Here is a 14,598-nt window from a genome sequence, read left to right as displayed (position 1 = left end):
GACGGCAGGTCAGTGGGGTTTCCGTGCGGGTGTGCGGATCCGGTGAAGTCAGTGGGGGAAGCGGAGTTCACGCCTTCGGGGGAGTGGCAAAACGGGTAGATCTTCACTAGGGTCTGGCGTCAAACCTATTTTCCGGAATCTCACCTGATCAGGTGAGTCCGATGGAAGAAGGAGCCGGTCTCTTGGCCTCCCACCGCCGTCCGAAGCAGCCCAGCCGCGCACGGGTCTCCGTGCTCACCGCTGCTGCTGCGACCGCGGTCGCCCTCTCCGCGCAGGTCGCCGCGCACGCGGCGCCGCAGCCGAACAAGAGCGACGTCAAGGCGCAGATCGACCAGCTCCAGCAGGAGCAGGAGCAGGCGGCCGAGAAGTACAACGGCGCCAAGGAGCGTGCCGACCAGCTCCGCAAGCAGGCCGACCAGCTCCAGGACCAGGTGGCCCGCAGCCAGGACCAGATGAGCCAGCTCCAGGTGGGCCTGGCCCAGGTCGCGGGCGAGCAGTACCGCACCGGTGGCATCGACCCGTCCGTGCAGCTGATGCTCTCCTCCGACCCGTCCGGCTACCTGGACAAGGCGTCGAGTGTCCAGCAGGCCAGCACCACCCAGACCGAGGCGCTCAAGGGCCTGCTCGACCAGCAGCGCCGGCTGGACCAGGAGAAGGCCGAGGCGGCCGCCGTGCTCGCCTCCCTGGACTCCACCACCAAGGACCTCAACCAGGCCAAGGCGGACGTCAACACCAAGTTGAAGGCCGCCCAGGACCTGCTGAACTCGCTCAGCGCCGCCGACCGGGCCGCGCTCCGGGCCCAGCAGCAGCAGGACGACCGCGCCTCCCGCGGCGCCGACCGGGTCGACCTCAGCAACCTGCCGCCGGCCAGCGGCTACGCCGCCGTGGCGGTGGCCAAGGCGATGAGCAAGCAGGGCTCGCCGTACGTCTGGGGCGCCACCGGGCCCTCCACCTTCGACTGCTCGGGCCTGATGGTCTGGGCGTACGGTCAGGCCGGCGTCTCGCTGCCGCGCACCTCGCAGGAGCAGGGCCACATCGGGACCGCCGTGACGCTGGCCACCGCCCAGCCGGGCGACCTGGTGATCTACGGCGGCGACATGCACCACGTCGGGATGTACATCGGCAACGGCATGGTGGTCCACGCGCCGCACACCGGTGACGTGGTGAAGGTGATGAAGGCCGACGCGATGCCGATCAACACGATCCGCCGGATCTGACGCCCCGGCACCACCCCGAGGGCCGGTTCCGGCCCTGTGATCCGCGCCACCTCCGATCGGGGGTGGCGCTTCGGGTGTGGGTCCCCGATGGGCCGGACGGTGAGAGTCGATCAGCTTTGCGTGCGGCGCTGATCACCATCAGTCATTTTCACAAAAGAACATGGGTAATCTTCCGTCTTTTTTCTGACAAGGATTTGAACCGATCACGGTTCAGTTACTAGGGTCGTGCCCCGAACCACCGCACAGTCGATCACCCAGCCCGGGTGGCGGCGGTGGTTACCGCCGAGTTCGCGAAACAGCGGGGCAGGTCGGAACGACTGCCCGACAGGGGAGCCCAGTAGTCGGGGGCGCTGCGGAGCGGAGCCGGGGAACCACACGTTCCTCCGGGGTGAATCGGCGCCAGGTCGGCCGTAGGTGAGGCCGGTGAGGCGTCGTAGGGCATGCTTCCGGCCCGAACCCGTCAGCTCACCCGGTAGGCGGGAGTAGGAAGAAGGAGTCCGCCTTCGTGGCGTCCCATCGTCGTCCCAAGCCCGCCAGCCGTACCCGCGTCTCGATCCTGACCGGTTTCGCCGCCGCGGCCGTCGCCCTCTCCGCGCAGTCCGGCGCGCACGCCGACCCGCAGCCGACCAAGGACCAGGTCAAGGAGCAGGTCGACCAGCTCAACGAGCAGGCCGAGCAGGCGACCGAGAAGTACAACGCCGCCCAGGAGAAGCAGCAGGAGCTGGAGAAGCAGGTCTCCGGCCTCCAGGACCAGGTGGCCCGGCAGCAGGCCCAGGTGACCGACCTCCAGGGCGGCCTGGCCGAGATCGCCGGCGAGCAGTACCGCAACGGGGGCATATCCCCGACGGTCCAGCTGATGTTCTCCTCCAGCCCGGACAACTTCCTCAACCAGGCCGGCGCGCTGAACCAGGCGGGCAGCACCCAGAAGAACCAGCTCAAGCAGCTGCAGGACCAGCAGCGCAAGCTGGACCAGGACCGCACCGAGGCCCAGGGCAAGCTCGGCGAGCTGGAGGCCACGACCCAGCAGCTGAAGGCCTCCAAGGACGAGGTCCAGAACAAGCTCAAGGCCGCCCAGGACCTGCTCAACACGCTGACCGAGCAGGAGCGCCAGGCGATCAAGGCGGCCGAGGAGAAGGCCGCGGCCGACGCCGCCGCGAAGGCCGCCGCCGCCAAGCCGGCCACCCCGGACCGTGCCTCGCGCGACAACAGCCGCAGCGACCTCGGCTCGGGCTCCACCGCCGCGCCGGTCAAGGTCGCCCCGGGCAGCTCGCACGGTGCCGCCGCGCTGGCCGCCGCCGCCACCAAGGTCGGCAGCCCGTACGTCTGGGGCGCCACCGGCCCCGGCTCCTTCGACTGCTCCGGCCTGATGGTCTGGGCGTTCAACCAGGCCGGGGTGTCGCTGCCGCGCACCTCGCAGGAGCAGGCCGGCGCCGGCACCCGGATCGGCTCGGACATCTCCCAGGCCCAGCCCGGCGACATGCTGATCTTCTACGGCGACGCCCACCACGTCGGCATCTACGCGGGCAACGGCCAGGTGCTGCACGCTCCCAAGCCGGGCGCGTCGGTGCGCTACGAGGCCGTCTCCAACATGCCGCTGTCCTCCATCGTGCGGGTCTGATCCCCACCCACGCGTTCACGGGCCCGGTCCTCCGTCACGGAGGGCCGGGCCTGCGGCTTTTCCGGCGGCTCGACCTGGTGTCCGATTAGGGGTCAAATATTCGGGTCGGTAGGGGTTTGGACTCACTTGCCCGGACTCGCTAACGTCTGCCACCGGACTCCCGCTCGACGGCCGCCCACCGGGGCGCGGCCGCGGGGCCGCGCCGCAGGACTGGAGCCGTTGCCGCCATGCCCGTGCACCGTCGTTCCCAACTGCTCGCCCGTGCGCTGGTACTGACCGCGGCCGCCACCACGGCCCTGGGTGTGGCGACCGCCGGCAGCGCCCAGGCCGCCCCCGGGGCGCCGGACGCGCCCGACCGCAAGGACGTCAAGGCCCAGGTCGAGCAGCTGTACGACGAGGCCGAACAGGCCTCGGAGAAGTACAACGCCGCGCAGGAGGCGCAGAAGCGGCTGCAGGGCGAGACCACGATCCTCCAGGGCGAGGTCGCCACCGCCCAGGATCAGCTCAACGAGCTGCGCGGGGACCTCGCCACGGTCGCCGGGGCCGAGTACCGGGGCGGCGGGATGACCCAGACCGCCCAGCTGATGCTCTCCAGCGACCCGGAGGCCTACCTCACCCGGGCCCGCACCCTCGGCCAGGCCGCCGAGCGCCAGCAGGAGACCCTGCACGAGCTGGTCACCCGTCAGCGCCGGCTCGACCAGCGCCGCACCGAGACCGCCGCCAAGCTCGCCGAGCTGGACGAGGCCCGCCGTTCGCTCGCCGACAGCAAGCAGCAGATCCAGCAGCGCCTCGCCACGGCGCAGAAGCTGCTCAACAGCCTGGGCGCCGCCGAGCGGAACCGGATGGTCGCCCAGGACGCCCGGGAGGCCGAGCAGCGCGCCACCCGCGGCACCGACCGGCTGGACCTCGGCAGCGCCCCGGCCGCCTCCGAACGCGGGGCGGCCGCGCTGGCCGCCGCGGTGCGGATGGTCGGCTCGCCGTACGTCTACGGATCCACCGGGCCGCGTGCCTTCGACTGTTCCGGTCTGATGTACTACAGCTGGCGGCAGGCCGGAGTGACCCTGCCGCGCACCTCGCAGGCCCAGGCGTACGCCGGGCAGCGGATCAGCCTCTCCGAAGCGCGGCCGGGAGACCTGGTGATCTTCTACCGGGACATGCACCACGTCGGGATGTACGCCGGCGGCGGAGTGATGGTGCACGCCCCGTACCCCGGCGCCAAGGTCCGGTACGAGAGCGTCAACGCGATGCCGGTCTCGGGAGTGGTCCGGCTCTGAGCACGACGCCCCCCGGGTCGGACGGTCCCCACCCGATAGACCCCGCGCGCCCGGTACTGTCCCGGCGCGGCGCGCTGCTGCTGGCGGCCGGCGGGCTGGTCCAGCTCTCGCTGCCCCCGGTGGCCCCGCCGCCGGGCGGGCGGGCCGTCGACCGGCGGGCCGAGGTCACCGCCCTGCTGGCGGCGCGGGCGCGCTCGCTGCCCGCCTGGTCGGGGCTCACCGGGGCCGAGGCGGCGTACCGGAACCTGGTGCTCTCGCCGCCCGCCGGGCCGGAGCGGCAGGACGCGTCCGTCGAGCTGGCGCTGCGGATCGCCGGGTACGACGAGTACCCGGTGGTGTACCCGCGCCGGATCGAGCTGGTCCGGGACGGGGGAGGCTGGCGGGTCGAGCACGAGGAGGGCACCGGCGGGCCCCCGGCGCCCTGGGACCTCGGCCCCGTCCGCACCGCCGCCGGAGCCCACTGCCTGGTGCTCGGCCTGGCCGACGGGCCCGACCCGGCCGGGCTGGTCCCGGTGGGGGACAAGGCGGTGCCGGCCGTCAGCGCCGTCTGGGGCGACGCCTGGCCCGGCCGGCTGCTGCTGGAACTGCCCGCCACCGAGCAGCAGTTCGCCCGGCTGCTGGAGGCCGACCCGGCGGGCTGGACGGGCATGGCGGCGGTCACCGTGGCCGCGCCCGGCGCGCCCCGGCACACCCCGGCGGACCGGGTGGTGGTCAACCCCGAGGCCTTCGCGAAGCTCAGCGACTTCGGCCGCCAGGTGGTCGTCACCCACGAGACCACCCATGTCGCGACCCGGGCCGACACCCGGGCCTGGACCCCGCTGTGGCTCTCCGAGGGCGTCGCCGACTGGACGGCCTACCGGGACTCCGGCCGGCGCCCGCAGCAGATCGCGCCCGAGCTGGCCCGGGACGTCGCCGCCGGGAAGCTGCCCACCGCGCTGCCCGCTGACGCGGACTTCGCCGCGGGCGCCGACGGCATCGCCCAGGCCTACGAGCAGTCCTGGCTGGCCTGCGAGCTGATCGCCCGCCGGTACGGGGTGCAGCGGCTGGTCGCCTTCTACCGGGCGGTCGGTGCGGCCGACGGGGCGGGTGAGGACCGGGCGCACCGGACGGACCGGCTGCTGCGGGCCGAACTGGGCGTCGGACTGGCCGAGTTCACCGGGCTGTGGCTGACCGAGGTCGAGGCCTTGAAGGGCTAGGCACGGGAGGGCTAGGCACGGGAGGGCTATGCACGGGAGAGCCGGGCACGGGAGGGCCGGGCCGTTGGGGTGGGCAGGGTAGGGCTGGGCCCCTGGGGTGGGCCGCTACCGCCCGGCGGGGTGGTCGATGCCGTCCAGCAGGTCCTGCTCGTACGCGATGCCGGGGCGGACCGGGTAGGCGGAGGCCGCCGGCAGGGCCGGGGGTTCGGCCAGGACCACGGTGGGCACCAGGGCCGTCGAGGCGCGGGTGGAGCGCCAGAGCCGGATGCCGGAGAGCACGGCGGCGGTCAGCAGCAGCAGGTTGCGCAGGCCCAGCACGGCGACCGCGAGCGGCTCGCTGTTCAGGACCTGGGTGAACATGGTCGGGAACTCGAGCAGGGTGAGCGGGCAGGCCACCAGGATCAGCAGCGCCACCGGCCGCTGGCTGGTGCCGCGCACGGTCAGGCAGACCGCCGCGACGCCGATCAGCCAGACCAGGTACTGCGGGCTGATCACCCGGCTGGTCACCACGAAGATCAGCAGCGCGCAGAGCGCCGCGTCGTACATGGTGGCGGCGTTGCGCCGACGGGCGGTGAAGCGCCACAGCAGCAGCCAGAGGAAGCCCAGCACGGTGCCGGCCATCATCACCTTGCTGATCACGCTGACCCACGGTCCGAGCATCTCGGGGGAGCCGTAGTTCATGGTGACCCTGCCGTCCCAGCCCCCGGCCAGCCGGGCGATGTGCAGCGGCAGCGCGCCCACCGACTCGACCTCGATGCCGCGGGCCCCCTGGAAGGCCAGGAAGCCGAAGGCGCCGTTCATCCCGGCCGCCAGCAGGAAGCCGACCGAGACCGCCGTGGCGGCGGCCAGCGTCCAGGAGCGGCGGGTGCGGCGGCCGGACGGGGTGCCGATCAGGCCCAGCAGCGGCCAGATCTTGACGATGCCGCCCAGGCCCAGCAGCAGCCCGCCGATCGCCGGGCGGCGGACCAGCGCCAGCAGGCCGGCCAGGGCGAGCGCGGTGACCAGCAGGTCGAAGCGGTTGTAGATCATCGGGCCGAGCAGCGGGACGGCGACCACCCACAGCCAGGCGCCGGTCAGCACCCGGCCCCGGCGCAGCCCGGTGCGGATCAGCAGCGCGGCCGCGGCGGCGTCGGCGATCCCGCAGATCACCCAGAACGAGGTCAGGTACGACCAGGGCAGCAGGCCCGGCAGCAGGATCACCAGGGCGGCGCCCGGCGGGTACTGCCAGGTGACGTCGTCGAACGGGAAGGTGCCGGTCTGCAGCACGCCGTACCAGGCGTGGTAGATCATCCAGACGTCGGCGGTGACGTCGCCGCCGGGCGCTCTCAGCACCCCGGTCATCAGCAGCACCAGCACGGTGCGGGTGGCCACCCAGGTCGCCCCGAGGGCGGCGAGCGCCCCGAGCGGGCGGCCGAGGCGGCCGGGTGAAGAACCGGACTCGGTGGCCGGGGCCAACTCCACTGCGCTCCCTCGTTCGTCTCGACGTCCTCACCGGAGGCGTCGTACGGACGGACGCCCGGGCCGCCGCATCCGCGGCCTAGGTACTAGGACTGACCCGGGGGTCAAACGGTTGCCGTGTGCGGTTCCGTTCCCGGCGGGTCATGGTGTTGACCTATCGTACGGATCACCCAGCGGTACACCGAGCACCCCCCGACCGAGCGAGCCGTGGCCTGATGCACAGAACCTTGATCGTCACCAATGACTTCCCGCCCCGCCCGGGAGGCATCCAGGCCTTCGTGCACAACATGGCCGTCCGTCAGCCCGCCGGGAGCATCGTGGTGTACGCCTCGACCTGGCGGGACGGCACCGAGGTGCGCGCCTTCGACGCCGAGCAGCCGTTCCCGGTGATCCGGGACCGTACGAAGGTGATGGTTCCCACACCCCGGGTCACCCGGCGGGCCGCCGAGATCCTGCGCGCCGAGAAGTGCGACTCGGTCTGGTTCGGGGCGGCCGCCCCGCTGGGCCTGATGGCGCCCGCGCTGCGCCGGGCCGGGGCCGGGCGGCTGCTCGGCATGACCCACGGGCACGAGGCCGCCTGGGCCCAGCTGCCGGGCTCCCGGCAGCTGCTGCGGCGGATCGGCGCGGGCACCGACGTGCTGACCTACCTGGGCGAGTACACCCGCTCGCGGATCGCCGCCGCGGTCGGGCCGCGGGCCGCGGCCCGGATGGTGCAGCTGCCGCCGGGCGTGGACGAGACGACCTTCCACCCCGGCTCCGGGGGCGCCGAGGTGCGCCGGAGGCTGGGGCTGGCGGACCGGCCGGTGGTGGTCTGCGTCTCCCGGCTGGTGCCGCGCAAGGGCCAGGACACCCTGATCGAGGCGATGCCGCTGATCCTCCGTGACGTGCCGGACGCGGTGCTGCTGATCGTCGGCGGCGGGCCGTACCGGGCGGAGCTGGAGAAGCTGGCGGACGCCACCGGGGTCCGGGACTCGGTGCGGTTCACCGGCTCGGTGCCGTGGGCCGAGCTGCCCGCCCACTACGGGGCCGGGGACGTCTTCGCGATGCCCTGCCGGACCCGGCGCGGGGGGCTGGACGTGGAGGGCCTGGGGATCGTCTACCTGGAGGCCTCGGCGACCGGCCTGCCGGTGGTCGCGGGGGACTCCGGCGGGGCGCCGGACGCGGTGCTGGAGGGCGAGACCGGGTACGTGGTGCCGGGCGGCTCGGCCGAGGCCTCGGCCGAGCGGATCGTCCGGCTGCTGCGGGACGAGGAGCTGCGCCGTCGGATGGGGGAGGCGGGTCGGCGCTGGGTGGAGCGCTCGTGGCGCTGGGACCTGCTGGCCGGGCGGCTGACCTCGCTGCTGGCGAGCTGACGCCCGGTACGCCGGCAAGACGCTGGTACGACGCCGGTACGACGCCGAAGGGCCCCGGGGACTCCCCGGGGCCCTTCGGCGTACCGTCCTGCCGCCGGTGCGGCCCTACTTCCGGTACAGCGCCTCAATCTCGGCGGCGTAGTCCTTGAGCACCACGTTGCGCTTGAGCTTGAGAGAGGGCGTCAGGTGGCCGCTCTCCTCGGAGAACTCGGTGTCCAGCAGGCGGAACTTCTTGACCGCCTCGGCGTGCGAGACGGCCGCGTTGCCGTCGTCCACGGCGGACTGCAGGGCGGCCAGCAGGTCCGGGTCCTCGGCGAGCTCGGCGACGGTGGCGGTGGCGGGCTTGCCGTTGAGCTCCTTCCACTTCGGGAAGAAGTCCGGGTCGACGGTGATCAGGCAGGCGATGAAGGGCTTGCGGTCGCCGACCACCATGACCTCGCCGACCAGGGCGTGGGCCCGGATGCGGTCCTCGATCACGGCCGGGGCGACGTTCTTGCCGCCCGCGGTGACGATGATCTCCTTCTTGCGGCCGGTGATGGTCAGGTAGCCCTCGGAGTCCAGCGCGCCGAGGTCGCCGGTGGCGATCCAGCCGTCCTTGAGGGTGTCGGCGGTGGCCTGCGGGTTGTTCCAGTAGCCGGTGAAGACGTGCGGGCCCTTGAAGTAGACCTCGCCGTCCTCGGCGATCCGGACCGAGGCGCCGGGGACGGGCTGGCCGACCGTACCGATCTTCGGCTTGTCCCACGGGTTGAAGGCGGTGGCCGCGCAGGTCTCGGTCAGGCCGTAGCCCTCCAGCACGGTGAAGCCGATGCCCCGGTAGAAGTGGCCGAGCCGCTCGCCGAGCGGGGCGCCGCCGGAGATCGCGTGGGTGGCCCGGCCGCCGAGGGCGGCCCGCAGCTTGCTGTAGACCAGCTTGTCGAAGACGGCGTGCTTGAGCCGCAGCACCAGGCCCGCGCCGCCGGCGTCCAGCGCCCGGCTGTAGGCGATCGCGGTCTCCGCGGCCTTGTCGAAGATCTTGCCCTTGCCGTCGGCCTGGGCCTTGGCGCGGGCGGTGTTGTAGACCTTCTCGAACACTCTGGGCACGCCCAGGATCAGGGTCGGCCGGAACGACGCAAGCTCGGCGGTGACGTCCCTGATGTCCGAGACGTGGCCCAGCTTGATCGGGGCCATCACCGGGGCGATCTCGGCGATCCGGGCGAGCACGTGGGCCAGCGGCAGGAAGAGCAGCACGGAGCTCTCACCGGTGCGGAACAGCGGGGTCAGGCGCTCGACCACGTTGCCGCACTCGGCGAGGAAGTTGCCGTGGGTCAGCTGGCAGCCCTTCGGGCGGCCGGTGGTGCCCGAGGTGTAGACGATGGTGGCGATGTCGTCGGGGCCGGCGATCGCCCGGCGCTCCTGGACGGTCGCGTCCGGGACGCCCCGGCCGGCCTCGGCCAGTGCGGCGAGCGCGCCGCCCTCGATCTGCCAGGTGTGCTTCAACTCCGGCAGCCGGTCGCGGACCTCGGCGACCACCTCGACGTGCCGGTCGGTCTCGGTGACGAGGGCGACGGCGCCGGAGTCGCCGAGGATCCACTCGACCTGCTCGGCCGAGGAGGTCTCGTAGACCGGCACGGTGATCGCGCCGGCCGTCCAGATCGCGAAGTCCAGCAGCGTCCACTCGTACCGGGTGCGGGACATGACGCCCACCCGGTCGCCGGGCTCGATGCCCGCGGCGATCAGGCCCTTCGCGGCGGCGTGCACCTCGGCGAGGAACTGGACCGAGGTCAACTCCTGCCAGCGGCCGTCCACCTTCCGGCTGAGCACCGCGACGTCCGGGTGCACCTCGGCGTTCCGGTGCACAGGGTCGGAGAGGTTACCGCCGCTCGGTACCTGGTAGAGGGCCGGAAGGCTGAAGTCGAGCAAGACTGCTCCTCGTTCGCGACGCTGCGGGACGGCAGGACGTTACTGCCCGGTAGGCAGCTTCGACCAGGGGGGTCGGCCCCGGTGTTCGAAGTGTCACACCCGGCCGGGTCGGACCAGGCCGTGACCGGGTCGTTCGACTGGCACCCTACGGCAGCCCACAGGTGACCGGCCGGTAGCATGCCCCGCCGGCCGTCCTGCCCGCCGTCCCCTGGGCCGTCCAGCCCCGCCCGCCGCCTTCATCCCGCCCGCCGTCGCCGGTGCCCGCGCCGCCGAGGAGATCGCCGGTCGCGATAGCCTGCTCCGGGCGGATCGGGCCGAGCGTGCCCCGACCGGACCGGGCAGGCAGAAGGACGAGGCGGAGGGCCTTTCCATGGCGGAGCACACCAGGTCGAGCATCATCATCGACGCGACCCCGGCCGCGGTCATGGCCGTGATCGCGGACTTCGCCGCCTACCCGGCCTGGACCGGTGAGGTCAAGGAGATCGAGGTCCTGGAGAGCGGCGAGGACGGCCGCGCCGCCCAGGTCCGGCTGCTGCTCGACGCCGGCGCCATCCGCGACGAACACACCCTCGCCTACACCTGGGACGGCGACCGCGAGGTCAGCTGGACCCTCGTCCGCAGCCAGATGCTCCGCTCGCTGGACGGCTCCTACACCCTCGCCCCGCTGTCCGGCGGCCGCACCGAGGCCACCTACCAGCTCGCCGTGGACGTCAAGATCCCGATGCTCGGCATGATCAAGCGCAAGGCCGAGAAGGTCATCATCGACCGCGCCCTGGCCGGCCTGAAGAAGCGCGTCGAGGGCTGACGGGCCCGGGCACGGCGGAACGGGGGCTGACGGCATGACGGCGACACGCACCATCCTGGTCAGCGGCGACGCGGGCGCACCCGTCGTGGCCGCCGCCACCGCCCTGCACGCCGCCCGGCGCGGCCACCGCACCTGGCTGCTGGCCGCCGACGACCCGCACCGCGCCCTGGACTCCGCGCTCGGCACCCGGCTGGAGCCGGAACCGCTTCGCTACGCGCCGGGCCTGACGGTCTCCCGGATCGACGAGCAGGCCGCCTTCCGCTACGCCGTCGGCGAGCTCACCGGCCGGCTCAAGCCCGCCCTCGACCTGCTCGGTGCCGAACAGCTCGACCCCGAGGAGCTGACCGCCCTCCCCGGCATCGCCCGGCTCGCCCTGCTGCGCGCGCTGCCCGCCGCCGACCAGGACGTCCTGGTGGTGCTCGCCCCGGCACCCGCCGAGCTGATCGCCACCCTCGCCCTGCCCGAGCAGCTCACCCGCTACCTGGAGCGGCTGGTCCCCGAGCAGCGGCAGGCCGCCCGCGCGCTGCGCCCGCTGCTGGCCGGGCTGGCCGGCGTCCCGATGCCCGCCGAGTGGCTGTACGAGGGGCGCACCAAGGCCGCGGCGGTGCTCGCCGAGTCCCGCGCCGCGATCAGCGACCCGGGCACCAGCGTGCGGCTGGTCGTCTCCGCCGACGGCCACCCGTACGAGCAGCTGCGCCGGGTCCGGGCCGGGCTCGCGCTGTACGGCCACCGGCCGGACGCCGTCGTGGTGCACGGCGCGCTGCCGCCCGCCGCCCTCGCCTCGCCCGACCCCTGGCTGGCCGAGCTGGCCCGCCGCCGCCAGCAGGAGCTGGACCGGCTCGCCGCCGAGACCGACGCCCCGGTGCTGGTCACCGGCCTGGCCGAGGCCACCCTGGAGGCCGTCGCCGACCGGCTGTACGGGGCTGGGCCCGGCCCCGAGCGGCTCGAACCGCAGCCCTGGCCGGTCGAGGACCGGCTGGCCGAGGACGGCCTGCTGGTCTGGCACCTCGACCTGCCCGGCGCCGACCGCTCCGGACTGGACCTGGTCCGCCGGGGCGACGACCTGGTGGTCGGCCTCGGGGCCCACCGCCGGGTGCTCCCGCTGCCCGCCGCGCTGCGCCGCTGCACGGTCGCCGGGGCGGGGCTGCACGAGGGCGTGCTGTCGGTGCGGTTCGCGCCCGACCCTTCGCTCTGGCCGCAGGGCTGACGGGCCTTCCGGCCCCGGGTCGAATCAGCGGGGCTCGGGGCCCGGCCGGTCGGGTAGCGTCGGCCCGAACGGGGCCGCGGGGTGCGGCCACGGCTGAGGAGGCGCCCGCGATGACCAGCACCGACGACCGTACCGAGCCCGGCACGGAGCAGGGGAGCGGGCCGTCCCACCCGTTCGGACCGGAGCTGGGCCCGCTGGTGGACGAGGTGCGCCGGTTCGCCGCCGCCGTCGGCGAGAAGGCGCAGGAGACCAGCGCCACCACCCTGATCACCCTCTCCGGGCTGGCCGACCGCCTGCGCACCCAGCAGCCGGAGGTCTACTCGCACCTCGCCGCGGCCGGCTCCGGGCTGGCCGCCGCCGGGGCCGAGCTGCTGGCCGCCTACCGGGCCGCGGTGGCCGGGCACGAGCAGCGCTGGACGGCCGGGGAGGGGGCGTCGGTGGAGAAGATCGACCTCGACGCGCCCGGCCGGGCCGAAGATGCCGCGGACGCCGACGGGGCTGACGGGGCTGACGGGCCGTCCGCCAAGCAGTGAATCCGTGAATTCCGCAGCGTGATCAGGCTGCTCCCGTACGTCACGAAGAGGGAAATTCGATACGACTTTTGAAGCATCCCGGCCCGGCAGTCCCAGAATTGTCTTCGGATAATGTATGCGAGGCTGTGTACGGGGGCAGGGTTGGGCGGTACCGTTCCGTCCAGCGGGAACGAGTGAATAGCTGAGGGACACATGGCTCTGACCATCGGCGTCGATGTCGGCGGGACCAAGATCGCGGCAGGCGTGGTCGACGAGGCGGGTGCGATCCTGGCGCGGACCCGGGTGCCCACCCCGGCCGACCCCCAGTGGGCGGTCGACGCCATCGCGCAGGCCGTGCGCGAGCTCAAGGAGCAGCACCCCGGTGTCACCGCCGTCGGCGTCGGAGCCCCCGGCTTCGTCGACAGCAACCGCTCCACGGTGATCTTCGCGCCCAACATCGACTGGGAGAACGAGCCGCTGCGCGGCCGGATCGAGGAGCTCACCGGCCTGTCCGCGGTGGTCGAGAACGACGCCAACTGCGCCGCCTGGGCCGAGTTCCGCTTCGGCGCGGCCGCCGACCACCAGGACATGGTGCTGATCACCGTCGGCACCGGCATCGGCGGCGGCATCGTGCTCGACGGGCGGCTGCACCGCGGCCGCTTCGGCGTGGCCGGTGAGATCGGCCACCTCAACATGGTCCCGGACGGCCTCCAGTGCGGCTGTGGTGGCAAGGGCTGCTGGGAGCAGTACGGCTCCGGGCGCGCGCTGCGCCGCTACGGCCGGGAGAAGGCCGCGGCCGACCCGGTGCGCGGCAAGCGGATGCTGGACCTCAACGACGGCGTCGCCGAGACCATCCGCGGCATCCACATCACCGAGGCGGCCGAGGAGGGCGACCCGCTCGCCCTGGAGTGCTACGCCGAGCTGGCCGACTGGCTGGGCCGCGGCATGGCCGACCTCGCCGCGCTGTTCGACCCGGGCGTGTTCGTGCTCGGCGGCGGCGTCTCCGACTCCGGCCGGCTGCTGCTCGACCCGGTCGCCAAGGCCTTCGAGCACTACCTGACCGGCGGGGTGCACCGCCCCCGTGCCGAGGTCGTGCTGGCCTCCATGGGCTCCGCGGCCGGCATCGTCGGCGCGGCGGACCTCGCCCGCACCTGACCGCGGTACCTCCTGCCAGACCCGCCGGCGGCGGTGCGACCGGGCCCCGACCAATCCCGGACGCGCCGCCGCCGTCGCACTACCGTCCTTCCCAGGACACCGCACCAGGGGAGGACCATGACCGCCGCACCCGTCGAACCGCCGCCGGGCGGCCCGCGCCGACTGCGCCTGCTCAGCTACAACATCCGTTCGCTGCGCGACGACCGGCGGGCGCTGGCGCGGGTGATCCGGGCCTGCGCGCCCGACCTGGTCTGCGTCCAGGAGTCACCGCGCTACTGGCGCCCGGAGGGCCAGGCCGCCTGGCTGGCCCGGAACACCGGGACGGCCGTCCTGGCCGGGGGCGGGCGCACCGCCGCCGGACCGCTGCTGCTCGGCCGGCCCGGCGCGGTCGAGGTGCTGGGCGTGTACGACCGGCTGCTGCCCAAGACCCGCGGCCTGCACGCGCGCGGCTTCGCCACCGCGCTGCTGCGGCTGCCCGGTACCGCGCCGTTCACCGTCACCAGCTGCCACCTCAGCCTGGACCCGGAGGAGCGGTACGGGCAGTTCGAGCTGCTGCTCGACCAGCTCGCGATCACCGAACACGGCGTCGTGGCAGGGGACTTCAACGAGCACCCGGACGGGCCGGGCTGGCAGCTGCTGGCCTCCCGGATGCGGGACGGGTACCCGACCGCGCCCTGGGGCGGCGAGTTCACGTCCGTTCCGGAGAACCCCTACCAGCGGATCGACGCCGTCTTCGCCACGCCCGGGATCACCGTCCTCGGCTGCGGGGTGCCGCACGGGCTGCCCGGGGTCACCGGGGCCGACCTGCGGGCCGCGACCGACCACCTGCCGGTGCTGGCCGTGCTGGAGCTCCCGGCAGCCTGACCTCGCGACCCGGCAGGGCCCGCCACGATCCACGCCAGATG

Annotated in this window: 12 protein-coding genes and 1 riboswitch; of the genes, 10 read left to right on the top strand and 2 right to left on the bottom strand. The window is 73.6% G+C overall.

What is annotated here, in order from left to right; genetic code table 11:
* Window positions 1–182 precede the first annotated feature (182 nt).
* From ACIQWA_RS28865 to ACIQWA_RS28850, 4 genes are all read left to right on the top strand, one after another.
* A complete protein-coding gene (locus tag ACIQWA_RS28865; protein WP_402487470.1) occupies window positions 183–1,217 on the top strand; it encodes an NlpC/P60 family protein in 1,035 nt (344 codons plus the stop codon).
* Between the two features lie 338 nt (window positions 1,218–1,555).
* Window positions 1,556–1,712, top strand: a riboswitch (cyclic di-AMP (ydaO/yuaA leader).
* A 10-nt stretch (window positions 1,713–1,722) separates the two neighbouring features.
* Window positions 1,723–2,835 (top strand): NlpC/P60 family protein, encoded by a 1,113-nt coding sequence (locus ACIQWA_RS28860; RefSeq protein WP_402487468.1) that lies wholly within the window; start codon window positions 1,723–1,725, stop codon window positions 2,833–2,835.
* A gap of 227 nt (window positions 2,836–3,062) precedes the next feature.
* Window positions 3,063–4,109 carry an NlpC/P60 family protein gene (locus tag ACIQWA_RS28855; RefSeq protein ID WP_402487466.1) on the top strand — a complete coding sequence of 349 codons (1,047 nt, stop codon included), beginning with the start codon at window positions 3,063–3,065 and terminating at the stop codon, window positions 4,107–4,109.
* A gap of 119 nt (window positions 4,110–4,228) precedes the next feature.
* Complete coding sequence (locus tag ACIQWA_RS28850; protein WP_402487464.1) at window positions 4,229–5,305, top strand: hypothetical protein; 1,077 nt, start codon at window positions 4,229–4,231, stop codon at window positions 5,303–5,305.
* Between the two features lie 105 nt (window positions 5,306–5,410).
* Here ACIQWA_RS28850 and ACIQWA_RS28845 read toward each other — a convergent pair whose 3' ends face one another.
* On the bottom strand, window positions 5,411–6,766 hold the full coding sequence (locus tag ACIQWA_RS28845; protein WP_402487463.1) for a glycosyltransferase 87 family protein: 1,356 nt from the start codon (window positions 6,764–6,766) through the stop codon (window positions 5,411–5,413).
* A gap of 212 nt (window positions 6,767–6,978) precedes the next feature.
* On the opposite strand from ACIQWA_RS28845, the gene ACIQWA_RS28840 reads away from it, so the two are divergent.
* On the top strand, window positions 6,979–8,115 hold the full coding sequence (locus ACIQWA_RS28840; RefSeq protein ID WP_402487461.1) for a glycosyltransferase family 4 protein: 1,137 nt from the start codon (window positions 6,979–6,981) through the stop codon (window positions 8,113–8,115).
* Between the two features lie 105 nt (window positions 8,116–8,220).
* On the opposite strand, the gene ACIQWA_RS28835 is transcribed toward ACIQWA_RS28840, so the two are convergent.
* Complete coding sequence (locus ACIQWA_RS28835) at window positions 8,221–10,014, bottom strand: AMP-dependent synthetase/ligase (RefSeq protein WP_402487459.1); 1,794 nt, start codon at window positions 10,012–10,014, stop codon at window positions 8,221–8,223.
* A 370-nt stretch (window positions 10,015–10,384) separates the two neighbouring features.
* On the opposite strand from ACIQWA_RS28835, the gene ACIQWA_RS28830 reads away from it, so the two are divergent.
* The 5 genes from ACIQWA_RS28830 (at window position 10,385) to ACIQWA_RS28810 (ending at window position 14,557) form a co-directional block, all read left to right on the top strand.
* Window positions 10,385–10,819 (top strand): SRPBCC family protein, encoded by a 435-nt coding sequence (locus ACIQWA_RS28830; RefSeq protein WP_360227871.1) that lies wholly within the window; start codon window positions 10,385–10,387, stop codon window positions 10,817–10,819.
* 34 nt (window positions 10,820–10,853) lie between these two features.
* A complete protein-coding gene (locus tag ACIQWA_RS28825; protein ID WP_402487457.1) occupies window positions 10,854–12,026 on the top strand; it encodes an ArsA family ATPase in 1,173 nt (390 codons plus the stop codon).
* Window positions 12,027–12,136: 110 nt separating this feature from the next.
* The gene (locus tag ACIQWA_RS28820; protein WP_402487455.1) at window positions 12,137–12,559 is read left to right on the top strand and encodes a DUF5304 family protein; all 423 of its coding nucleotides are present in this window, start codon (window positions 12,137–12,139) and stop codon (window positions 12,557–12,559) included.
* A gap of 192 nt (window positions 12,560–12,751) precedes the next feature.
* Window positions 12,752–13,693, top strand: a complete 942-nt coding sequence (locus tag ACIQWA_RS28815) for an ROK family glucokinase (protein ID WP_360227862.1) — start codon at window positions 12,752–12,754, stop codon at window positions 13,691–13,693.
* Window positions 13,694–13,810: 117 nt separating this feature from the next.
* Window positions 13,811–14,557: an endonuclease/exonuclease/phosphatase family protein gene (locus ACIQWA_RS28810; protein WP_402487453.1), complete on the top strand. Its 747-nt coding sequence runs from the start codon at window positions 13,811–13,813 to the stop codon at window positions 14,555–14,557.
* Window positions 14,558–14,598 lie beyond the last annotated feature (41 nt).

The organism is Kitasatospora sp. NPDC098652 (assembly GCF_044760155.1).
Taxonomy (GTDB): domain Bacteria; phylum Actinomycetota; class Actinomycetes; order Streptomycetales; family Streptomycetaceae; genus Kitasatospora.
The sequence above is the reverse complement of the archived record's forward strand: the minus strand, read 5'-3'. Positions and strand labels throughout refer to the sequence as shown.

What these genes read in the sequence shown, in the direction of transcription:
- ACIQWA_RS28855 (WP_402487466.1), top strand. Translation starts at nt 3,063, where the DNA reads ATGCCCGTGCACCGTCGTTCCCAACTGCTCGCCCGTGCGCTGGTACTG.
- ACIQWA_RS28840 (WP_402487461.1), top strand. Translation starts at nt 6,979, where the DNA reads ATGCACAGAACCTTGATCGTCACCAATGACTTCCCGCCCCGCCCGGGA.
- ACIQWA_RS28830 (WP_360227871.1), top strand. Translation starts at nt 10,385, where the DNA reads ATGGCGGAGCACACCAGGTCGAGCATCATCATCGACGCGACCCCGGCC.
- ACIQWA_RS28825 (WP_402487457.1), top strand. Translation starts at nt 10,854, where the DNA reads ATGACGGCGACACGCACCATCCTGGTCAGCGGCGACGCGGGCGCACCC.
- ACIQWA_RS28820 (WP_402487455.1), top strand. Translation starts at nt 12,137, where the DNA reads ATGACCAGCACCGACGACCGTACCGAGCCCGGCACGGAGCAGGGGAGC.
- ACIQWA_RS28815 (WP_360227862.1), top strand. Translation starts at nt 12,752, where the DNA reads ATGGCTCTGACCATCGGCGTCGATGTCGGCGGGACCAAGATCGCGGCA.
- ACIQWA_RS28810 (WP_402487453.1), top strand. Translation starts at nt 13,811, where the DNA reads ATGACCGCCGCACCCGTCGAACCGCCGCCGGGCGGCCCGCGCCGACTG.